Source organism: Pseudonocardia sp. GCM10023141 (assembly GCF_042653605.1).
Genome location: NZ_JBHSIR010000065.1, coordinates 93,838 through 114,571, shown reverse-complemented (window position 1 = coordinate 114,571; position 20,734 = coordinate 93,838). Strand labels below are relative to the sequence as shown.

Annotated in this window: 19 protein-coding genes; 12 read left to right on the top strand and 7 right to left on the bottom strand. The window is 68.8% G+C overall.

The genetic code is table 11. From position 1 onward, the window contains the following. Window positions 1-477 precede the first annotated feature (477 nt). Entirely contained in the window at window positions 478-612 is a 135-nt protein-coding gene (locus ACFPFQ_RS37055; RefSeq protein ID WP_379627456.1) for a hypothetical protein, read from the top strand. A 383-nt stretch (window positions 613-995) separates the two neighbouring features. Continuing rightward, window positions 996-1,217 carry a chorismate-binding protein gene (locus tag ACFPFQ_RS37050; protein WP_379627454.1) on the top strand — a complete coding sequence of 74 codons (222 nt, stop codon included), beginning with the start codon at window positions 996-998 and terminating at the stop codon, window positions 1,215-1,217. On the opposite strand, the gene ACFPFQ_RS37045 is transcribed toward ACFPFQ_RS37050, so the two are convergent. The 7 genes from ACFPFQ_RS37045 to ACFPFQ_RS37015 form a co-directional block, all read right to left on the bottom strand. Then, complete coding sequence (locus ACFPFQ_RS37045; protein ID WP_379627452.1) at window positions 1,214-1,537, bottom strand: YciI family protein; 324 nt, start codon at window positions 1,535-1,537, stop codon at window positions 1,214-1,216. The genes ACFPFQ_RS37050 and ACFPFQ_RS37045 overlap by 4 nt on opposite strands. A 33-nt stretch (window positions 1,538-1,570) precedes the next feature. After that, complete coding sequence (locus ACFPFQ_RS37040; protein WP_379627450.1) at window positions 1,571-2,383, bottom strand: fumarylacetoacetate hydrolase family protein; 813 nt, start codon at window positions 2,381-2,383, stop codon at window positions 1,571-1,573. Window positions 2,384-2,492: 109 nt separating this feature from the next. Next, window positions 2,493-4,013, bottom strand: coding sequence for an aldehyde dehydrogenase (NADP(+)) (locus ACFPFQ_RS37035; protein ID WP_379627448.1), 1,521 nt, complete (start codon window positions 4,011-4,013; stop codon window positions 2,493-2,495). Between the two features lie 50 nt (window positions 4,014-4,063). Next, window positions 4,064-5,254: an enolase C-terminal domain-like protein gene (locus tag ACFPFQ_RS37030; RefSeq protein ID WP_379627446.1), complete on the bottom strand. Its 1,191-nt coding sequence runs from the start codon at window positions 5,252-5,254 to the stop codon at window positions 4,064-4,066. Further along, window positions 5,251-6,561, bottom strand: coding sequence for an MFS transporter (locus ACFPFQ_RS37025; protein ID WP_379627444.1), 1,311 nt, complete (start codon window positions 6,559-6,561; stop codon window positions 5,251-5,253). Before ACFPFQ_RS37025 ends, ACFPFQ_RS37030 begins: the two co-directional genes overlap by 4 nt. Before the next feature lie 47 nt (window positions 6,562-6,608). Further along, the gene (locus ACFPFQ_RS37020; protein WP_379627442.1) at window positions 6,609-7,634 is read right to left on the bottom strand and encodes a LacI family DNA-binding transcriptional regulator; all 1,026 of its coding nucleotides are present in this window, start codon (window positions 7,632-7,634) and stop codon (window positions 6,609-6,611) included. Window positions 7,635-7,803: 169 nt separating this feature from the next. Further along, complete coding sequence (locus ACFPFQ_RS37015; protein ID WP_379627441.1) at window positions 7,804-8,715, bottom strand: IclR family transcriptional regulator; 912 nt, start codon at window positions 8,713-8,715, stop codon at window positions 7,804-7,806. Between the two features lie 180 nt (window positions 8,716-8,895). Between ACFPFQ_RS37015 and ACFPFQ_RS37010 the strand changes: the two genes are divergently transcribed. The 10 genes from ACFPFQ_RS37010 (at window position 8,896) to ACFPFQ_RS36965 (ending at window position 20,733) form a co-directional block, all read left to right on the top strand. Next, window positions 8,896-9,864 carry an ABC transporter permease gene (locus ACFPFQ_RS37010; RefSeq protein WP_379627439.1) on the top strand — a complete coding sequence of 323 codons (969 nt, stop codon included), beginning with the start codon at window positions 8,896-8,898 and terminating at the stop codon, window positions 9,862-9,864. Then, window positions 9,845-11,425 carry an ABC transporter substrate-binding protein gene (locus ACFPFQ_RS37005; protein WP_379627437.1) on the top strand — a complete coding sequence of 527 codons (1,581 nt, stop codon included), beginning with the start codon at window positions 9,845-9,847 and terminating at the stop codon, window positions 11,423-11,425. Before ACFPFQ_RS37010 ends, ACFPFQ_RS37005 begins: the two co-directional genes overlap by 20 nt. Window positions 11,426-11,434: 9 nt before the next feature. Beyond that, entirely contained in the window at window positions 11,435-12,457 is a 1,023-nt protein-coding gene (locus tag ACFPFQ_RS37000) for an ABC transporter permease (protein WP_379627435.1), read from the top strand. Continuing rightward, window positions 12,454-14,355, top strand: coding sequence for a dipeptide ABC transporter ATP-binding protein (locus ACFPFQ_RS36995; protein WP_379627433.1), 1,902 nt, complete (start codon window positions 12,454-12,456; stop codon window positions 14,353-14,355). Before ACFPFQ_RS37000 ends, ACFPFQ_RS36995 begins: the two co-directional genes overlap by 4 nt. Next, window positions 14,346-15,632: a 3-isopropylmalate dehydratase large subunit gene (locus ACFPFQ_RS36990; RefSeq protein WP_379627431.1), complete on the top strand. Its 1,287-nt coding sequence runs from the start codon at window positions 14,346-14,348 to the stop codon at window positions 15,630-15,632. Before ACFPFQ_RS36995 ends, ACFPFQ_RS36990 begins: the two co-directional genes overlap by 10 nt. A gap of 1 nt (window position 15,633) precedes the next feature. Then, window positions 15,634-16,158, top strand: coding sequence for a 3-isopropylmalate dehydratase (locus ACFPFQ_RS36985; RefSeq protein ID WP_379627429.1), 525 nt, complete (start codon window positions 15,634-15,636; stop codon window positions 16,156-16,158). Further along, on the top strand, window positions 16,155-16,946 hold the full coding sequence (locus ACFPFQ_RS36980) for a fumarylacetoacetate hydrolase family protein (protein ID WP_379627427.1): 792 nt from the start codon (window positions 16,155-16,157) through the stop codon (window positions 16,944-16,946). The genes ACFPFQ_RS36985 and ACFPFQ_RS36980 overlap by 4 nt, the downstream gene beginning before the upstream one ends. Further along, window positions 16,943-18,904 (top strand): aconitate hydratase, encoded by a 1,962-nt coding sequence (locus tag ACFPFQ_RS36975; protein WP_379627425.1) that lies wholly within the window; start codon window positions 16,943-16,945, stop codon window positions 18,902-18,904. Before ACFPFQ_RS36980 ends, ACFPFQ_RS36975 begins: the two co-directional genes overlap by 4 nt. Beyond that, window positions 18,901-19,818, top strand: a complete 918-nt coding sequence (locus ACFPFQ_RS36970) for a dihydrodipicolinate synthase family protein (RefSeq protein WP_379627423.1) — start codon at window positions 18,901-18,903, stop codon at window positions 19,816-19,818. Before ACFPFQ_RS36975 ends, ACFPFQ_RS36970 begins: the two co-directional genes overlap by 4 nt. 714 nt (window positions 19,819-20,532) lie before the next feature. Further along, on the top strand, window positions 20,533-20,733 hold the full coding sequence (locus ACFPFQ_RS36965) for a hypothetical protein (protein WP_379627421.1): 201 nt from the start codon (window positions 20,533-20,535) through the stop codon (window positions 20,731-20,733). The last annotated feature ends 1 nt before the right edge of the window (window position 20,734 follow it).

The following is a 20,734-nucleotide window of genomic DNA, read 5'->3' as shown; positions in this document are numbered from 1 at the left end:
TGCGGTGCATCCAGGTTGAGTCGGGACACAGCGTCGTCCGTCAGGTACGAGCCGGGGACGACTCCACGACGTTAAACCGCAGCGGCGATGCCCAGCTCGCTACCGCCTCCCAATCGGCCGAGTGCTTCCACAGTTCATCGCCGCCGTGGACGAGCACCATGCGATGTTGGCAAGGCTGTTCGTCAAGGTGATCTGGAGGACGTCACCGACCTGCGCGCCTAGCGCGACGAACGCGCCCACTTCTTCGACGATCTGCAGCAGATCGCCCGGAGTCCCTCCGACCGTGCCACCTACGGAAGGCAGGTCTCCCATCCGATCGCCGCCGACACCAGCGCCAGCGTCAACCTGGACCGGCACTCGCAAGATCAATCCACCAAGACCCGTTGTTGCGAAATCTATACATCTCGACCAATCAAGCTGCGCAAAACGATAGATTAAGGACGCGACGGCCTTGACTTGTCGACAAGGGGTCAGCCGTTGCTGGCCAGCTACAGCCTGACCCCTTGTCCAGAGACGCACCAGATCCGTAAAGAGGTCGACACCGCCGCGGGCGCAATTCGCGTGTTCCTGCACGTCAAAGGCCTGATCATCGATCTCGAGCCCGGCAGCTGACTCCTTGCCTGCCAGTCGTGCCTGAACGATGCGCTGACCTGCGAAACAGACTCTGCACAGGTCGCACCGGTGCAATCGGGAGCAGGTCAGGCCCGTTCAGGACTCACATACCCGTGCTCCACATTTGCTCCAGGTCGCACAGCCAATGACTGGCCGCCTCTCGCGTGAACCTCTTGTCGGGTGGTCAAGCGGCAACGTCTGCGTGGTACGTCCGTTGAAGGGTGGGCTATCTCCCTCGGCGGGCGGTGAGCGGAGCTCCGCGTTTGGTCACGGCAACGCCACCCGACACGGCACAGCGGCACGCTCACCCCCGGCTGACACCGTCAGCGGAACGCCGGAAGCACCTCTTTGCCGAACAGCTCAATCTGGGCGACGGCGCGGGCATGGTCGCGATGCGCGGCATCGCCGAGGGCGAGCAGCGCCCCCACGGCGTCTACTGCGGAGCCGTCGGCTACCTCGCCCCCGGCCCGAACACCGAGGCCCGGTTCTCCGTCGCCATCCGCACCGTGACCCACGACCCAGCACACCGATACCTACGACGCACTCCTCGCCCGCGACAGCTTCACCGTGTTCATGGCGGCGACCCGGCGCACCGACCTCGCTAACGGGCGGGCTGCTGCGCGGCGTTGACACCGTGTGCCGCTAGCGTTCGCAGGACCTCGGGCGCACCTCCGGCGGGGTGAACCTCCAGCACCTCGTAGGTGGCCAGGCCAGCGGTGGCGAAGGGATCGCTCGCGGCGATCCGTTCGATTTCCCCCCGATCACCGTCCGCAACAAGGATGAACGCACCCTCGCGCGGCACCCGCCTGCCGTAGAGCAGGAATCGTCCCGAGTCGCGGTGTTCGTCGACCCAGACGCGGTGCTCTTCCATCATGGCGTCGATCTGCGCGAGCGGAACCCGGTAGGTGGGGAGTAGTACGAACACTGAGAACCTTTCGATCAAACCGGGTGGGCGAGTTCAGCTACCGAACGCGGCAGCACCGCGGAGGACCGGGTTGGCGAGCGTGCCGATGCCGTCGATGTCGATCACCACCCGATCGCCCTCGATCAGGGTCACCTCGTCGGTCGGCACCGCGGAGGTACCGGTGGCGAGCACGACACCACGCGGGTACACGTCACCGCGGAACAGGTATTCGGTGAGCTCATCGAGTTTGCGGTGCAACCGGGCGGTCGAAGTCTCCCCGCGCCACAGCACCTGGGAGTCGCGTTCGATCCTCACCCGGATGCCCAGCTGGTACGGGTCCTCGACCGCGGTCGCCAGCCGGATCCACGGCCCCACCGCACACCCGCCGCGGAACATCTTCGCCTGCGGGAGGTACAACGGGTTCTCGCCTTCGATGCTGCGCGAGCTGACGTCGTTGCACACGGTGTAGCCGACGATGGCTGCCGCGGCATTGCACACCACGCCCAGTTCCGGTTCCGGGACGTCCCAGACGGAGTCTTCGCGCACGCCGATCGGATCATCGAGGCCCGCTACCCGCCAGCCGATCGACTTGAAGAACAGTTCGGGCCGCGCGGCGTCGTAAACCTTGTCATACATAGCCGAATCGGCGCTTTCGTGCATGCGGGCCTGCCGGGACACCTCGTAGGTGACCCCGGCCGCCCACACCTCGGTGTCGTCATCGACGGGGGCGACCAGCTGCAGCGCGGCAGCGGGGGCGCGCGGGATGTCGGCAAGCCGTTCGGTCAGCTCGTCCGCGCTCAGCGCCAGCAGGGACCCCAGATTGGTGCGCAGCGGCAGCAGGCCGAGGCCGCCGTCGTCGTCGAGCACGACCCACACCGGTGGCCCCTCCGTCTGCAGCACCTTCGCCAGCAGGGTAGGCGCGGTGGTGGTGGAGGTCATGGATCTCCTTTCAGGACAGGAACTCGGGCGGGACGGATCAGGCGAGTTCGAACTTGCCGTCGACCCGGCGGGGTAGCCCAGCCGGACCGTCCTCTCGCAACTCGGCCGGTAACACGGCAGGCGGCGCGGATTGGTAGGTGACCGGACGGAGCCACCGGCGGATCGCACCGGAGCCGACCGACGTGTGATCGGCGGAGGTGGCAGCGGGATACGGGCCGCCGTGCTGCATCGCCCAGCTGACGGCGACCCCGGTCGGGTAGCCGTTCCACAGGATCCGGCCTGCCAGCCGGCGCATCCGGGAGAACAGCGCCGAGGTCAGCTCGGGCTCGGTTTCGGTGCCGTGCACGGTCGCGGTCAGCGCGCCGGGCAGCTTTTCCAGCGCTGCCAGCAGGTCTTGCTCACCGGCGTAGCGCACGATGATCGCGAAGGGGCCGAACTGTTCTTCCAGCAGCCCATCCTCGCCAAGTCGATCCGTACCGACCTGCAAGAGAACCGGACCGGTCGCGGCTTCGCCCGTCAGCCCGGCGCGTGCCTCGAGCACCTCGACTCCCGGCAGACCGGCGAGCCGAGCGGTGCCTTCACGGAACGCCGCTCTGATGCCGGCGGTGAGCAACGCTCCCGAGGCCGCGACGCCGACGCCGGCGGCAAGTGCCGAGACGACCACGTCGCCGTTCTCACCTGCAGGCACGAACAGCAGGCCCGGTTTGGTGCAGAACTGCCCCATCCCCAGCAGCATGCTTCCCGCAGCGCCCTTGCCGATTTCCTCCGCCCGTTCGGCAGCCGCGCCCGGGGTGACTACCAGCGGGTTGACGCTGCCCAGCTCGCCGTAGAACGGGATCGGCTCGGGCCGGGACGCGGCCAGGTCGAACAGGGCGCGCCCGCCCCGCGTCGAACCAGTGAAGCCGACCGCACGGACCCGCGGGTCGGTGACCAGGGCGGCGCCCGCCTCCTGGCCGTGTACCAGGGTGAACACCCCGCTCGGCGCTTCGGCGGCCCGCAAGGCCCGCTCGATGGCGGCGGCACACAGGATCGCGGTTTCGGGGTGTGCCGGGTGTGCCTTCACCAGCACCGGGCAGCCTGCCGCCAGTGCGGAGGCGGTGTCCCCGCCGGGGACACTGAACGCCAGCGGGAAGTTGCTTGCGCCGAACACCGAGACCGGGCCGATCGGCACCAGCAGGCGCCGGAGGTCCGGGAGCGGCGGCGTCGAGCTGGGATCCGCATGGTCGATGATCACTTCGAGGTAGCCGCCGTCGCGCAGTACCTCGCCGAAGAACCGCAGCTGAAAGCAGGTCCGGGCGAGTTCCCCGGTCAGCCGCGCCGTGCCGAGCGCCGATTCGCGGTCAGCCACCGCGATGATCGTCTCGCCGTCTGCTTCCAGCTCGGCCGCTATCGCGTCGAGCAGGACGGCACGCCCGGCGCGGCCGAGTCCGTCGAGCCAGCCGGCGGCTTCGGCCGCGTCATGCGTCAGCTTCAGTACCTCGGCGGGCTCGGTTTCCTCGGCCACCGGGCCTTCGGCCACTCCGGTGCGGGGGTTCATCGACATCACGTCGGCGGTCACGCGCGATTCTCCTTGTGAGGCAGCGGATCTGACGGTCGAGTGGGACGGGGCTACCAGCGCGGCAGCAGCACCGGGCGCCCGCCAGGTTCGTCCCAGGACAGGAATCCGGTCTCCTGCCAGCGGTTGTGCAGTCGCTCGAGTTGGCCGGTGTCCACCTCCACGCCGAGGCCGGGGCCGGTGGGCACCTGCATCCGTCCGCCGGTGATCGGCAGCGGGTCGCCGGCGAGCACGTCGTCTTGCAGGTAGAGGTAGTGGCTGTCGGAGGCGTAAGGGAGGTTCGCCAGGCAGGCGGCCATTTGGAGCTGGGCCGACTGGGAGATCGCCGACTCCATGCTGCTGTGCACGCCGACATCGCGACCGAGCAGCTCGGCCATCCGGGCGGCCGAGAGGGCGGCGCGGAACCCGCCGTACCAGTTGAGGTCGATCAGCGGAACGTCGATCGCCCCGAAGGCCTGGTCCAGCGCCATGGTCTCCGGCGAAGCCACCGCCTGGTTGCTGGCCAGCGCCACACCAGGGGTCAGCTCACGGATCCGCGCGATCTTGGCCAGGTTGGCCGCCGGGTCCTCGGCGTACTCGATGCCGATCTCCCGCGCGGCGGCGAGCACCCGCACGCTGGTGCCGACTCCCCATGCACCGTTGGGATCGAGCCGGAGGCGGCAGTCAGGGAACTCCTCGCGCAACCGGGCGAGGGTGCGGATCTCCGCTTCCGGCTCCAGCACGCCGCATTTGTACTTGAGTGTGGTGAAGCCGTAGCGGTTCACCACATCGCGCGCGGAGGCGAGGAGGCGATCCGCGGCCTCTCCGTCCGGGGTCCCGCCGAAGTAGTACAGGTAGCCAGCGATCTCGATCTCTTCCCGGACGCGGCCGCCGAACAGATCGGTGACCGGTCGCCCGGTGGACTTCCCGATCAGGTCGAGACAAGCCATCTCGATCGCCGAGTAGGCCTGTACCGCGACCGTGCCGGAGAACAGTTCCACCAATCCTTGCGGAGCCATCCGCCAGCGCAGTGTCTCCAGCTGGTATGGATCGGTTCCGACAAGGCTTTCGGCAAGATCGGAGAGCAGGGTGTAACGCAGCAGGTCGCCACGGCACTCGCCATACCCGATCAGGCCGTCCGTTGTGGACAGTTCCACGACGATGCGCTGGAACGCGCCGACTCGGCCCTGGGTGTATCGGAGGGCATTCGCGATCGGCAGGGTCAGCGGCAGTACGCGGACCCGATCAATCCGCAGCCCGGTCATGCGAGCAACGTGCTGCTGCCGGCGACGATCTTCTCGGTGCTATGGCGTTCACGGACGAACGTGGTGAGCACGGCGGCCAGTGCCAAACTTCCCACCAGCACGTAGATCCCGGAGGTGAACGAACCTGTCGCGTTCTGCACGTAGCCCATCAAGTAGGGCCCGATGAAACTGCCGATGTTGCCGATGAGCGAGATCATCCCGATCGCCGCACCGACCAGATGCGGGGGCAGTGTCTCCATCGGGATGGACCAGAACGGAGCGTGCATGGCGAAGAGGAAGAACCCTGCAATGACAATGAAGGTGAGCGCCGCTGTGTGGTTTCCGCTGAAGACGGTGGAGATCAGCAGGAAGAGCGAGAAGGCCGCGAGGTCGAGACCGACGAAGAGCTTGCGACGCCGGGTCCGGTCGGCGAACTTGCCGATGACGACCAACCCGATCAGCGCCGTGACATAGGGGAGGGCCGAGAGGAACCCGGTGCCAGTTACACCGGCCGAGGAAATCTGCTTCATGATGGCCGGCACCCACGTGAAGAAGCCGACCGCGCCGAGCAACCAGAACAGGTAGATGGCCGACAGCAGCAGTACCTGCGGATGCAGGATCACCTGCCGGTAGCCGGTGACCTTCACGCGTTCCGCGGCGCCCGCCTGCCCGCTCAGGATGTGCTTTCGCTCGGCCTCGGGGAGCCAGGGTGCGCTCTGCGGCTTCGCCGCACTGAATGCCAGCACCACGAACGCGAACACCACCGCGGGAATGCCTTCGATGATGAACAGCCAGCGCCAGTCGGTGGCTTGCAGGATCAGGCCCGAGACCGGGCCCATGATCACGAACGAAAGCGGTAGGCAGACCAGCCAGATCGAGTTGGCGGTGGCCCGCTCACGGTCGGTGAACCACCGGGCGAGCACGACGAGGATCGCCGGCCACACCGCACCTTCGGCCAAACCCAGCACGAAACGCAGGGCGAGCAGCTGCGGCAGGTTTTGGGCGAGGCCGGTGGCGGCAGCGAGTACACCCCAGCTGATGGAGAGGGTCACAAGCAGCTTCTTCACGTCGAAACGTTCAGCGAGAATGCCGCCGGGAATCTGCAGGATCAGGTAACCGAGGTAGAAGACCCCGCCGGCGAGGCCCGCTTCGGCGTTGTCGATGTGCAGATCGGCGTTCATCCCGCCGATGACCGCGAAGCCGATGTTGTTGCGGTCGATGAAATTGGTCATATAGAGGAACAACAGCGGGATCAGGATACGCGCCCACCGCTTACCGGTGATGTGGACGGCGGCGTTGTTGAACGATGTCGACATGTCGGATGACATGGATTACCTCTTCGTTGGGGTGATATACGTCGGGAAGGTGATGCGGATCAGCCGGGTGGCGGCACAATCGAGTGGCGGTGCAGCAGCTGGCTGGCGACGACGTGCTGTCCGGTGGTGACCGGGTTGCCGTCAATGAGATCGAGGACGAGCTCCGCGGCGAGCTTCCCCATGGCTTCGACCGGTTGCCGTACCACGGTGATGGGTGGCTGGTAGAACTCCATCCACGCCGCATCGGTGAAACCGACCAGAGAAAGGTCGTGCGGGCAGGTCTTTCCTTCGTCCCGCATACCGGCGAGGATGCCCTCGGTCACCGGGGCGTTGAACCCGATGGCCCCGGTGATGCCGGGATGAGAGCGCAAGGCCTGCTTGATCGCATGGCGCGCGCCGACCCCGGTCTGGTCGGTGTAGTAGATCAGCGGCTCGCAGCCGGCGGCGGCCATCGTCTCTCGGTAGCCCGACTCGCGCCGTTTCGTGGTGGAGGCCGCGGCGGGTCCGAGCACGGCGACGATCTGGCGGTGCCCCGCGTCGAGGAGTGCGGTGGTGGCTTCGCCCATGGATTCGAGCTCGTTGGTGACGACCGACGGCACGTCAAGACCGGGAAGGGTGCGGCTTACCAGTACGGAGCTGCCGAACGCGGCGAGATCCGCCGTCTTCAGCGAGCTGTGCACGGCGGGCGCGACGAGCAGCCCGCTGGGCCGGTACGAACTCACCAGTTCCAGCTGTTGCCGTTCGGTCTCCGGGTCGTCGTCCGAGTTCAGCAGCATCAGCGTCAGCCCGCGTTTGCGGAAGACGGCTTCGATCGACTTGTGCAGGCTGGCGTAGAAGGGGTTGGTGATGTCGGTGATCAGCAACCCCACCATCGGTGTGCGGGTCGCACGGAGGCTGCGGCCGACGGCGTTCGGGCGGTAGCCCACGGCTTGCACCGCCGTGAGCACTTTTTCCCGGGTCTCCGCGCTGACATAGCCGGTGCCGCGGAGTACGCGCGAGACCGTCTGGGCGCTGACCCCGGCATGTGCGGCAACGGTCTTCACGGTGATGCTGGGCGGCTCTACACCGTCGGTTAACGTTGCCATAAGTTAACGTTGACACACTCGAACTCGGCGCGCAAGACCCGCACACCTCAGGTTGGCCAGACAGTGGTCAGACCACCATCGAGGGCCGCGCGAAGGACCTCATCGACCGCGGCGCTGAGAAGTCAACGCCGAGGCTGGGTGGTAGCCGTCGAGGCCCGCGTGGAGTCTTTCAGCCGGAGAAGCCGAGGCGGTGTGACAGATCCTGCGCTCCGGCCCGGACCTGTTGCTCCCACTGCTTCTCGAGCTCCGCCGTACGCCTGCTCACCGGTACCGAGATGCTCATGGCTGCCACCACGGCCCCCGTGTGGTCGCGGACCGGCGCCGCGACGCAGCCGACTTCAGGATCGACCTCGCGATCGACGTGCGCGAGCCCCTCTGCTCGGATCTCGCGCAAGACACACCGCAGGTGCGCGGGATCGGTGATGCTGTTCTCGGTCCTTCCAGGTAGTGGCGTGCCCAACGGGAACATGGCGTCGAGCTCTTCATCGGTGCATGACGCGAGCAGCATCTTTCCGACCGCCGTCAGGTGGGCGGGGAGTCGCCTGCCGACCGCGGAGACCGTTCGAACTCCACGGGTGCTGTCGATCTTCGCCACGTAGAGGACGTCCATGCCGTCGAGCGTGGCGACATGGACGGTCTCCTCGCACTGCGCCGCTACCCGCCGGGCGGCCTCTTGCCCCTCGTGTCCCAGATCGAGCCTCGCCTGGTAGCCGTAGCCGAGACGGAGCAGGGCCGGACCGAGGTCGAATCGTCGCTGGGCGCCGTCGACGACAGTGAGGTACGAGCGAGCCACGAGCGTCGTCAGGAGCTCGTGGACGGTGGTGCGCGGAAGGCCGAGCTCGCTCGCGACGTCGGTCGCGGTTACCGGGCCGTGCGCCTCGAGCACGAGTTCGAGGATGTCGCAGGCGCGAGTGACAGCCGGAACGTGCCCCGGCCGCTTCACCGGTCCGGTGGCGGCGTCGTTCAGTGGCCGCTGTCTGGTCGAGCGTGTCATGTGGTTACCCCTCGCCAACGTTGTACCGCCGACCACGGCGCGTAGCCCGTTCTGCATCTTCCCCTGTTGACGCGTGACGCAGGTCATGGCTACCGTTGTTCAGCATACCGGATGCCGTTCGATATTTCGAACAGCGCCGGAGATCTTCTCTCCGACCGGCACAACCTGCCGGGCGCGATTCCGTCGCCGACCGATCAACCGGGCGCCAACAGCATCCCGATCGCTCGGCACCCACATGCCCGTCTGACGACCCGGAGGAGGTCCGCCGTGCGCAAGATCGGGCTCGTCGGTACCCGCGGACGGTGGAGCACCGTCCTGCCGGCCTGCTTCCTGTTGTTGCTGGTCGTCGCCGCGGTCTTCGCCCCGCTCGTCGCACCGCACGACCCGGCGGGCATCAATGTCGCCCTGCGCAACAACCCCCCGGGCACGTCAGGAGCGGGTCTGACCTACCTGCTCGGCACCGACGCACTCGGCCGCGACGAGCTCAGCAGGCTGATCTTCGGAGCTCGGATCTCGCTCACGGTCAGCGCGCTCAGCGTCCTGTTGTCCGGCCTGATCGGTGTCGCGCTCGGTCTGGTGGCGGGCTTCTACCGCGGCTGGCGCGACACCGTCATCATGCGAGCAGTCGACCTGCAGATGGGGCTGCCCTCCCTGCTGCTGGCACTGCTTGTGCTCTACGTGCTGGGGCCGGGTTTCCAGAACGTGGTGCTGGTGCTGGCGCTGACGCGGTGGATGATCTACGCGCGGCTCGTACGCGGGATCATGCTGTCGCTGCGCGAACGGCAGTTCTTCGAAGCGGTGCAGCAACTCGGTGCGAGTGACGCCCGTGTCCTGCTCCGGCACGCGCTGCCCAACGTCATCCGTCCGGTGGCGGTGCTGGCAGTGCTGGAAATGGCCACCGTGATGCTGGTCGAGTCCTCGCTGGACTTCCTCGGACTCGGCATCCAGTCACCGGAGGCGTCCTGGGGGCTGATGCTCGCCGAGGGCAAGAACTACATGACGATCGCCTGGTGGCAGGTCACGCTGCCCGGACTGGCGATCATGCTGACGGCCTTGAGCCTGAACCTCGTCGCGGGCCAGCTCGGTCCCCGACCCAACCGGGTCGTCCGCATCGGCGGCCCCCGGTTGCCACGCCCGGGGTCTCGCCGCCACCGCGCCGCAGATGCGGTCGACGCGTCCCCAGCCACCGCACTCGCGGAAGACAGGAGGCATCGAGATGTCCGCACGGACAGATGACGATCATGGTTGGTGGGCCTTCGCGGCCCGCCGGACCCGGTACTTGCCCCTCGCGATCGTCGCGGCCTCGGCCATGCTGGTCGCGGCCTGCGGAGGCGGTCCCACCGGGAGCGGCTCGGCCCCGAGCGACGCGGTGGGCATCGTGCTGGCCCAGGAGCCACGCTCGATGGGCAGCTGGACGGCGTACTCCCAGGAGGGCGCGCCGTGGATCTTCAACATTGAGGAGTCACTGGTCACCCGCGACGGGAAGACCAATGCGCTGGTCGGGCTGCTGGCGACGGACTGGAAGCAGACCGACGACCACACGTGGCAGTTCAACCTGCGCCAGGGCGTCACGTTCCAGGACGGCACGCCCTTCGACGCGACCGCGGCTGCGACGGCCCTCAACTACTCTTGGTCCGAGAAGAACAACTTCGGCGTGCGGCAGTTCATGGGCCCGCAGATCACCGCGAGCGCGGTGAGTCCCTTCGTACTGGACGTGACCACGGCCAGCCCGGACCCAATCCTGCCCGCACGGCTGTACTTCAGCCCGATCTTCTCACCCAAGGTGCTCACCGACGGCACCTACGAGACGACGCCGGTCGGCACCGGGCCCTACTCGTTCTTGCAGTGGCAGCGGGGACAGAGTCTCGACCTGCAGCGCAACCCGTCGTGGTGGGGGAACAAGCCGGACAGCGGCCAGCAGCCGGCGACCATCGAGAAGGTGCACTTCAGCTTCAACTCCGAGTCCGCCGTCCGCTCGTCGTCGGTCCAGGCAGGTGAGGCGGCCGTCGCCGTCTTCGTCGAACAGAGCCAGTGCCTCCCTGCCTGCGCGACGTCGACATCCGTCCAGACGGTGTTCCTGAGACTCGACGCGGCCACCAACCCCGCGCTCAAGGACGTCCGCGTCCGCCAGGCCATCGCGCTGGGCATCGACACGCAGTCGCTGGTGAAGAACTTCATGTCGAACGGAACCCAGGCGACGCAGCTGGTGGCCACCGGGGCCACCGGTTTCGTGCCGAGCCTCAAGCCCTACCCGTACGACCCGGACCAGGCCAAGCGGCTGCTCGCCGAGGCCAAGGCCGCCGGCGTCCCGACCAACGTGAACCTGACGGTGATGGGGCGACAGGCGTACGTGCCCCTCGGCGACCAGATCGTCCAGGCCATCCAGGCGCAGCTGACCGCGATCGGCCTCACCGTCAACTCCCAGATGCAGGAGAACTCCCTGCTGCAGACCGGCCTGCGGCAGAAGCCTGCGCCGGCCGACCGAGGCTGGCTGTTGCTGTACATGCACGGGAACCAGCTCGGTGACCTCTCCGGCACCACCGCCACCTACTACCTCTGCGACGGCAGCGCCTCGGCGATGTGCGACCCGCAGGTGGACACGATGAACAAGGCCGCGCTCACGCTCGGCGGGGACCAGCGCCAGGCCGCCTACGCCCAGATCGCGCAACGGATCTACGACGACTACGACACCGTGCCCATCGGTTCGCCCGCGGACTTCTACGCGACCGCGCCCAACCTGCAATGGCAGGCACGACAGGACCAGCTGGTCCTCGTCAACACCATGCGACTGTCGTAGCCGCCGGCCATGACCCTGCTCGATCCAGTCAAGGTCGCTCCGGCCCCGCTTGCCGAGCCGCCGTCCGTGACCGCCCGGATGCGGACGGCATGGCGGCGGTGGCGGACCTCGCCGCGGCCGCACGTGATCGTCGCACGCAGGCTCGTGGACGGCGCCCTCATCGTCCTGGCCGTGCTCACAATCGTCTTCTTCCTCACCAACGCGATCGGGGATCCGGCGACGCTGATGCTCGCGCCGGAGGCTCCGGCAGCCCAGGTGGCCGCGCTGCGGCAGCAGCTGGGGCTCGACGCCCCACTGCTGGTCCGCTACCTCGACGCGATGGGCAGCTGGCTCACCGGCAACTTCGGGAACAGCCTGTGGCAGAACGTGCCTGCGCTGCCGCTGGCGCTCAGCGGCATGGTCAAGACGGCCTACCTCGCCCTCGCCACGCTCGTCATCGCCGTCCCCATCGCGCTGGTGCTCGGCCTCTGGGCCGGCATGCGGCCGAGGTCAGTGGCCGCGCGGCTGGTCAGGGCGCTCGCCGCGGTGAGCGTCTCGACCCCGACGTTCTGGGTCGGCCTCGTCCTGATCCTCGTGTTCGCCGTGAACCTACGAGTCCTGCCCACGAGTGGATACGGCGGTCTCCGGTACGCCGTACTGCCCGCGATCGCGCTCGCGCTCGGGCCGTTGGGCCGGCTGGCCCAGCTCACCAGCGCCGCGGTGGCGTCAGAGTCCGGCAGGCTCTACGTCACGGCCGCCCGCGCACGCGGTGTCGGTGATCGACGCATCGCGCGGACCCACGTCCTGCCCAACGCCGCCATCCCGGTCCTCACCCTGCTCGGCGACGAGGTGGCGACGCTGCTGAACGGGGCAGTCGTCGTCGAGGTGATCTTTGGATGGCCGGGAATCGGCAACACGATGATCCAGGCCATCGGCCGGCGCGACCTGCCGCTCATCCTCGCCTGCGTGGCGGTCGTCGCCGTCGTGGTCGTCGTGGTGAACCTGGTCGTCGACCTGCTCTACGTCGCCGTCGACCCGCGGGTGCGGCGATGACCGACACGAGCAGGCAGCGGCGCGGCCACCTCCGCTTCGACGACTTCCACGCCCATTTCGACACGCCGACCGGGCCGGTGCACGCCGTCCGCGGCGTCTCGTTCGACGTCCGGCCCGGCGAGCGGTTCGGGATCGTGGGCGAGTCGGGCTCCGGCAAGTCGGTGACCGCCCATGCGGTGTTGCGGCTAATGCCCGCGGCTCGGCTGTCGGGCCGGATCGCACTCGACGACGTCGATCTTCTCGGGTTGCGGGAGAAGGACCTTCGAACGGTGCGGGGACGGCGCGTCGCGATGGTCTTCCAGGACCCGATGACCGCGCTCAACCCGCTGCGCACCATCGGCAGCCAGGTGGTGGAGGCCGCCCGGCACCGTGGCCTGCCCCCCGCCGCCGCACGCGCCGAGGCGGTGGACCGCCTCACCGAGCTCGGCATCCCGCGAGCCGAGTCCCGTTTCGACGACTACCCGCACCAGTTCTCCGGCGGGATGCGGCAGCGGGTGGTGATCGCGGCCGCCCTCATGGGCGAGCCCGACGTACTCATTGCGGACGAGCCCACAACCGCACTCGACGTCCGGCTGCAGGCCCGCCTGCTAGACCTGCTCGGGCGGCTGTCGGAGGAGCGCGGGATGTCGATCCTGCTCATCTCCCACGACCTCGGGCTGGTGGCCGACTTCGCGCAGCGCGTCGCGGTGATGTACGCGGGAGCGCTGCGGGAGACCGCCTCCGCCCAGCAGTTCCTGCGAGCCCCCGCCCACCCGTACACCCGAGGCCTGCTCGGCTCGATCCCCCACATCCGGGCGACGGGAGGCCCCCGGCTGCAGTCCATTCCCGGATCGCCGCCGTCCCTGCGCGCAGCGATCCCCGGATGCGCGTTCGAGCCCCGGTGCGCCTCCCGCTCCGACGTTTGCGGCGCGACCGCCCCGGTGCTCGTCGCGGTCGGCGGCACCGAGCACGCCGTGGCCTGCCACCACCCCCACACGACCGGACCCGGCAACAAGGGCGGCGGAAGGGAACCGGGTCGCCGTGATCCGCGACCCGGGGTGTCCGGCACGAAGGCGCCTCCCGACCTGCTCGTGGTGGAGGACCTCGTCGTCGAGCACCTCCAGCGCGACGGCGGGGTGATGCGCGCGGTGGATCGGCTGTCGCTGCGCATACCGCGCGGTAGCTGCTTCGGCCTGGTCGGCGAGTCGGGGTCGGGAAAGACGACGGCCGCGCGCGCGATGCTGGGCCTGGTTCCGCCTGCGGCCGGTCGCATCTTCCTCGACGGGCAATCGATCACCGGCCGGTCGCGTCGCGAGCTCAAGACCCTGCGCAAGCGGATGCAACTCGTCTACCAGGACCCGCAGTCCAGCCTCGACGGCCTGATGACCTGCGGTGACGTCGTCGCGGAAGCTCTCGTGGTCCACGGCATGGTTCCCGACCGGGCGGCCCGCCGGAACCGGGTCCGCGAGCTGTTCGGGCAGGTGGGCCTGCCCGATGAGGCGCTCCGTGCTCGACCGGGCGAGCTGTCCGGGGGCCAGATGCAGCGGGTCGCCATCGCCCGAGCACTGGCCCTGGAGCCCGAGCTGCTGGTCTGCGACGAGGTCGTTTCGGCCCTGGACGTGTCCGTGCAGGCCACCATCCTGAACCTGCTCAAGGACCTGCAGGAGCAGTTCGCCCTCACGATGCTGTTCATCTCGCACGACCTGGGCGTCGTCAGCTACCTGTGCGACCAGGTCGCGGTCATGTACCGCGGCGAGCTGGTCGAGCACGGACCGACGTCGGACGTGCTCGTCGCGCCCACGAACCCGTATACGAAGGAGCTCCTGGAGGCGAGCCCGAGAACAGAGTCAGCCACCGATCGGGGCGACCCGACCGTGAATCCCCGTCCCGACCAGGTTGTGGAGCCCACATGGGAATGACCATCATCGAGAAGATCCTCGCGCGCGCCGCGAGCGTGGAGTCGGTGGGTCCCGGCGACATCGTCGTCTGCGAGGTCGATCGGATCGCGGTCCTCGACCATCATTTCCTGACCAAGAGCGAGCCGCTGCCCCGGCGCATCAACCACCCGGACCGTGCGGTGTTCATCATGGACCACGGCTCGCCGGCGGGTTCGGTCGGCGACGCCATCGCCCACCAGACCGCCCGCAAGGTGGCGCGCCAGTTCGGCATCGACGCGTTCTACGACGTCGGCCGGCACGGGATCGTCCACCAGGTGATCCTCGAGAACGCGCTCGGCCTACCGGGCACCGTCCTCGCCTGCTCCGACTCGCACACCTGCGCGTCGGGCGCGCTCAACTGCGCGGCCCGGGGTGTCGGGCGCGCCGAAGCGCTGTCGATCCTCTGCACGGGCCGCACCTGGTTCAAGGTGGGGCCGACCGTGCGCTACGAGTTCGTCGGCGCGCTACCGCCGGGCTCCTACGGCAAGGATGTGTTCCTGCACATCGCCGACCGGTACGGCGATCACTCCAACCAGAACCTCGAGTTCGCCGGACCCGGGCTGCCCGGTCTCGCGATGGACGACCGGGCCACCATCGCGACGATGGCGGCCGAGCTCAGCGCCGAGTTCGCCACCTTCCCCTTCGACGAGGTCACCGCCGAGTGGGTGAATGGGCGGACCACCCGGGCGTTCGCCCCCGTCGCCCCGGATCCGGACGCGCAGTACGCGGACATCCGCGTCGTCGATCTCTCGACCATCCCGCCCTACGTGTCGCGGCCGGACTTCGTGCCGCACAACACGGTTCCGGTCGAGCTCCTCGAGGCCACGGCGATCGACCAGGCCTTCGTGGGCTCGTGCTCCAACGGCAAGCTGAACGACTTGCGGGTGGCCGCCGCCGTCGTGCGCGGGCGGCAGGTGCGCGCCGGGGTGCGCTTCATCGTGACGCCGGCGTCGCAGCAGGTTTTCCTGGAAGCCACCCGTGCCGGGTACGTGCAGACGCTCGTCGAGGCGGGCGCGGTGGTCACCCAGTCGATGTGCGGCGGCTGCTTCGGCTACCACAGCGGCGCTCTGGCTCCCGGCGAGACCTGCGTGACCTCGAGTACCCGCAACTTCAAGGGCCGCATGGGCAGCGCGGACGCCGCGATCTACATCGCGTCGTCGGCAACGGTGGCCGCCTCGGCGATCGCCGGCCACATCGTCGACCCGCGGCCCTATCTCGCGGCTGCGCGCGCGGCGGGCGACATCGACGAGGAGGGATGAGATGACCACGGACCCGTTCCGGCTGACCGGCCGGACCTGGGTGTTCGGCGACCACGTCAACACCGACCTGATGTACCCGGGCGCGTCGTTCAGCGCGACCCCGGAGGAGCGGCGGGCGCTCGTGTTCAGCATGAATCGGCCTGGCTGGTCGGCGCTGGTCCGGGAAGGAGACGTGCTGGTGGCGGGCATTAACTTCGGCACCGGGTCGGGGCGGCCGGGGGCACAGCTGTTGCGGGAACTCGGGATCGGCGGGGTGGTCGCGGAGTCGATCAACGGGCTGTTCTTCCGGTCGTGCGTCAACTACGCGCTGCCTGCGATGGAGTGCCCCGGCGTCGGCGCGCTCGTCACCGAGGGCGACGTCGTCGACGTCGACTTCCTGGCCGGCACGGTCGTCAACACCGCGTCCGGAGCCCGGCTCGAGAACGGGTCACGCATCCCATCCGGTCTGACCGAGGTGATTCGCGTCGGCGGCCTGCTCCCGCATCTCGAGGCTGCGGGCTATGTCGAAGCGGAGCTCCCCACATGACCTTCACCGACGGTTCCTTCGTCCGGGTTCAGGAGAACGGCGCTGTCCACGACGGGGTGGTGGTAGGCGAGGTGATCGCGCTGCTCGCCCGGGCTCACCACCCGGAGACGTCGACGGGGCGGAGCCTCCCGCTGGCCGGGGCCGCCCTGGTCGCCCCGGTCAGCCCCAGCAAGGTCGTCGGGGTCGGCCGGAACTACCGGGCGCACGTCACGGAGATGGGGATGACTGTCCCGGACCGGCCGTCGGTCTTCCTGAAGCCGCCGAGCGCGGTCTGTGGGCCCGCCGACCCGATCCTGCTGCACCCCTACTCGGCGACCGCCGACGTCTGGTTCGAAGCCGAGCTCGCGCTCGTCATCGGACGGCACGTCCGGCACGTCAGCGAGGCCGACGCGCTCGACTATGTCGTCGGCTACACCGGCGCCAACGACGTGAGCGCCCGCGACCTTCAGGGGAACGGACACGGCATCACGCTGGCCAAGGGCCAGGACACGTTCTGTCCCCTCGGGCCGTCGATCGTCCCGTTCACCGGCGACGAGCCGATCCGCATCCGCTGCTGGATCAACGACGAGCTGCGGCAGGACTGCGGCTCCGACGAGCTGGTCTTCGGTTTCCGACAGATCGTCTCCTTCGTCTCGGGTTTCATGACGCTCCTTCCCGGCGACGTCATCCTCACCGGTTCGCCTGCCGGCTCCGGCCCGCTGTTCGACGGTGACATCGTGCGGATCGCTGTCGGCGGCGCAGGCTCGCTGACCAACCCGGTCCGCGCCACCGTGGGAGCAGCGGAATGAGCGGATCGTCCCTTGCCGAGAAGCTCCTCGACGCCCACACCGACACCCACACCGATTCGGCGGCGGAACTCCGGCTCAGGGTCGAGCAGGCCCTTGTCCACGACACCACCGGGCCGATGATCGCCCTTCAGCTGATGGCGATGGGGGTCCACCAGGTCCAGGTGCCGTTGACCGCCGCCTACGTCGATCACCAGGTGCTGCAGGTCGCCGGTCGCAGCACCGATGAGCACGGCTTCCTGCGGTCCGCGGCGGCCGCCTACGGGATGTGGTTCAGCCCGCCCGGCGGGGGAATCAGCCACGTCGCCCATCTCGAGGCGTTCGCCGTACCCGGCTGCTTCGTCCTCGGAGCCGACAGCCACACCTGCGGGATCGGCGGGCTGGGCGCGCTCGCGATCGGCGCGGGTGGCCTCGATGTCGCGCAGGCGCTCGCCGAGGGCACCTACTGCCTGCGCAGACCTGAGGTGTGGCGGATCGAGCTGTCCGGTGAGCTGCCGCCGTGGACCAGCGCGAAGGACGTGGTACTCGAGCTGTTGCGCCGTATGCGGGTGGGCGGGGCGGCCGGCTTCGCCCTCGAGTACGGCGGACCTGGCGTGGCCGGGTTGTCGGTGATGGATCGCTACGTCGTGGCGAACATGGGAGCAGAGCTGGGCGCGGTGTTCTCGGTGTTCCCGAGCGACGAGCGGACGGCGGCGTTCCTGACGGAGGTCGGCCGCGCTGCCGAGTGGCGGCCGCTGCAAGCCGACGAGGACGCGCGCTACGCCCGCACAACGGACGTCGACCTCTCGGGTGTCGAGCCGATGATCGCTAGGCCGGGCAGCCCGGACGACGTGGTGCGGGTCGCGGACGTCGCGGGCCTGCCCGTCGGCCAGTGCTACCTCGGTTCGTCGGCGAACCCGGGCCACCGCGACTACGCCGTCGTCGCCGACATGGTCGCGGGCAGGCAGGTTTTCGAGGGGACCTCGCTCGACGTCAACCCGGCCTCCCGCCACGTTCTGCGCAGGCTGGTCGCCGACGGGAGCCTGCTGAAGCTGGTGCAGGCCGGGGCTCGGCTGCACGACACCGGTTGCAACGGCTGCATAGGCATGGGCCAGGCACCCGGTCGGGGCGTGCCGAGCCTGCGCACGGTTCCCCGCAACTTCCGCGGGCGTTCCGGTACCGCCGACGACGAGGTCTACCTCGTCAGCCCGGAGACGGCAGCGGCGTCCGCGTTGACGGGCGTGATCACCGACCCGCGGGAGACCGTCGCGGATTACCCGTGGGCGCTGCGGTCCGACGTCGAGCACACGAGCACCCCGCGGTCCTGGATGACCCCGCCGCCGCCCGAGGAGGACCGCCCGCCCGGCGGACCGTTGCTGGCGGCCCACATGCGCCGGATCCCGCCACTGCCGGGGTGGGTGGACCGGATCGAGGCGCCCGTCGCACTGAAGGTCGGCGACAACACGACCACCGACTCCATCGTGCCTGCGGGCCAGGAGTTGCTCCCACTGCGTAGCGACGTCGAGGCAACCAGCGCATTCGTCTTCCGCAACATCGACGGTGCGTACGTCGACCGTGCGCTGGGCACGCGGACCACGAGCGGACACGTGGTTGTGGCCGGGCGGAACTACGGTCAGGGCTCCAGCCGCGAGCTGGCGGCGCTGGCCCCGCGCTACCTCGGTCTCCGCGTCGTGCTGGCACGCAGCTTCGCGCGGATCTATCGCGACAACCTCGTCAACTTCGGTGTCCTCCCGCTGGAGTTCGCGAGCGAGGACGGATTCGACGCACTCCGCCCGTCGGACGTGGTGGTGATCGACGACGTCGCGGGAGTGTTGAACAGTCCCACCGGTGCGATGGTCCACAACCTCTCGACCGGCCGCGCCGTCGCCGTTCGACACGGGCTGTCCGACCGGCAGATCGAGATCCTGCGGACAGGCGGAGTGCTGGGGGCACACCAGCGAAGCGAAGGAGTTCCGGCATGAGGATCAGCGGCCTGTGGGTGGCGCTCCTGACCCCGCTCGAGACGGACGGCCGCGTCGATCACGCGGCGTTGCAACGGCACATGGGCGCACTCGCAGCGGCGGGGGTGGACGGATTCGTCCCGCTCGGCACTACGGGAGAGTTCTGCGAGTTCTCCCGTCGCGAGCGGGCGGAGATCCTGGCTACTGTCGTGCGCGCGCGTGGCGCGCTTCCGGTGCTCGCCGGAGTCAGCGGCCTCTCGACGCGTGAGACGTGCGAGCTGGCCGAGGACGCGGCGACCGCCGGGGTCGACGGCGTGCTCGCCCTCCCGCCGCTGTACTGGCCGACGTCCGAGGAAGGTCTGGTCCGGCACTTCCGGGAGGTCGCTGAGGCATCCGGGCTCCCGCTGGTGGTGTACGACTTCCCGGGCACTACCGGGACCGCGGTTTCCGCTTCGGCAATTCTGCGTGCGGCAGCACTGGACGAGCGGGTGGTCGGCGCGAAGCTGACCGTTCGCTCCCCCGACCCGATCCTGGATCTGCTGGGCGCGGTTCGTCGCGAGAGGCCGGGCTTCTCGGTTGTCACAGGTTTCGAGGACATGATCCCGGCGACGATCGCGGCCGGCGGGGCCGGCGCGATCAGCGGACTGGCAAACATCTGCCCCGAGGTGCTGGTCATGCTCGTCAAGGCGCTCCACAGCGGAGGGCAGGAGGCTATGGAGCTGTACCGGCAGGTGCTCGCGATGTGCGACGTGTACGGCTTGACAACCCCAGCGATCCCTGGATTGAAGGCGGTCGCTGCTGCGCTCGGCCGGCTGCCGCGCAGCACCAGCCGGGTGACTGCCGAGCAGTCCGACGAGATTGACGAGATCGCCCATCGTTGGCTTGACAATGCGCTGGCCATCCGCGGACTGAGCGGGCCGCTGGCATTGCCGTGAGGCCCGTCCCGTCCGTCGCCGGTGCGGTTGGATACCGTTTGTCGCTGCCGAGACTTAGCTCAGAGGACGGCTCGCATGTCGAGGTCAACCCCGGCCAGGTCCACGTGCTGCTGGGCCCAACGGGTGCGGCAATACGACGCTGCTCAACGCGATGACGGGGCTCCTGCAGCTCGACCACGGCACGGACATGCGGTACCTGCGACGCGCCGGTCGTCCTGTCCGCCCCCGGGATCGCGCCGGCAGAGGGTCCCGTGGCCGATGCCGAACCGGTGGCACTTCAGCATGACGACACGGTCGATGAATCTCGACCCCCGCGTCAGCCATCGCTTCCAGCAGCTCGAAGGCACGCTGCACGGAGTGGATGCCGGCGGTCGAGCGGGCCGCTCGGGTGTCGTCCGAGGAGCCAGCGCTGTGCAATGTCGACCTTTCGGACTCGAACCCGCGGACACTCGTGGAGCCCACTAATTTATACGGACATTCGAGCAATCGCGTGAGCGCGTCCGGTTGATCACCGGCGGAGACCCCACGACCACCCGCGTTGACGGGGGTCTACTCCCGCAGCCGAACCGGCTACGCGCAACCCCCGGCCAGGCGCACCGCACCGTTCAGAAGCTCCAACGCTGACTCCCAGCAGTTTGCACTGTTGGACATCTGAATGACCAGCGACGACCGTGGAAGGAGCCATCACACCGCACTCACCACGAGGACCCCACCATGCACGCCCACAGCGATCTCACGCCGGAACACGCCAGCAGACTGGCCGTGACCGCGCTCGTCGCCGACCTCGAGTACTGGGCGCGTTCCGTAGCCGTCGACGGCCACCTCGCCGTCGTGGACCTGATCCGCACGCTCGATCTGGTCCGCGACACCACCGTGCCCGATCCCGTTCCGAGCTACGAACACACCGCGAGCTGAC

What these genes read in the sequence shown, in the direction of transcription:
- ACFPFQ_RS36990 (WP_379627431.1), top strand. Translation starts at nt 14,346, where the DNA reads ATGGGAATGACCATCATCGAGAAGATCCTCGCGCGCGCCGCGAGCGTG.
- ACFPFQ_RS37020 (WP_379627442.1), bottom strand. Translation starts at nt 7,634, where the DNA reads ATGGCAACGTTAACCGACGGTGTAGAGCCGCCCAGCATCACCGTGAAG.
- ACFPFQ_RS36995 (WP_379627433.1), top strand. Translation starts at nt 12,454, where the DNA reads ATGACCGACACGAGCAGGCAGCGGCGCGGCCACCTCCGCTTCGACGAC.
- ACFPFQ_RS37005 (WP_379627437.1), top strand. Translation starts at nt 9,845, where the DNA reads ATGTCCGCACGGACAGATGACGATCATGGTTGGTGGGCCTTCGCGGCC.
- ACFPFQ_RS37050 (WP_379627454.1), top strand. Translation starts at nt 996, where the DNA reads ATGGTCGCGATGCGCGGCATCGCCGAGGGCGAGCAGCGCCCCCACGGC.
- ACFPFQ_RS37030 (WP_379627446.1), bottom strand. Translation starts at nt 5,254, where the DNA reads ATGACCGGGCTGCGGATTGATCGGGTCCGCGTACTGCCGCTGACCCTG.
- ACFPFQ_RS37015 (WP_379627441.1), bottom strand. Translation starts at nt 8,715, where the DNA reads ATGACCTGCGTCACGCGTCAACAGGGGAAGATGCAGAACGGGCTACGC.
- ACFPFQ_RS37025 (WP_379627444.1), bottom strand. Translation starts at nt 6,561, where the DNA reads ATGTCATCCGACATGTCGACATCGTTCAACAACGCCGCCGTCCACATC.
- ACFPFQ_RS36980 (WP_379627427.1), top strand. Translation starts at nt 16,155, where the DNA reads ATGACCTTCACCGACGGTTCCTTCGTCCGGGTTCAGGAGAACGGCGCT.
- ACFPFQ_RS37000 (WP_379627435.1), top strand. Translation starts at nt 11,435, where the DNA reads ATGACCCTGCTCGATCCAGTCAAGGTCGCTCCGGCCCCGCTTGCCGAG.
- ACFPFQ_RS36985 (WP_379627429.1), top strand. Translation starts at nt 15,634, where the DNA reads ATGACCACGGACCCGTTCCGGCTGACCGGCCGGACCTGGGTGTTCGGC.
- ACFPFQ_RS36975 (WP_379627425.1), top strand. Translation starts at nt 16,943, where the DNA reads ATGAGCGGATCGTCCCTTGCCGAGAAGCTCCTCGACGCCCACACCGAC.
- ACFPFQ_RS36965 (WP_379627421.1), top strand. Translation starts at nt 20,533, where the DNA reads ATGCACGCCCACAGCGATCTCACGCCGGAACACGCCAGCAGACTGGCC.
- ACFPFQ_RS36970 (WP_379627423.1), top strand. Translation starts at nt 18,901, where the DNA reads ATGAGGATCAGCGGCCTGTGGGTGGCGCTCCTGACCCCGCTCGAGACG.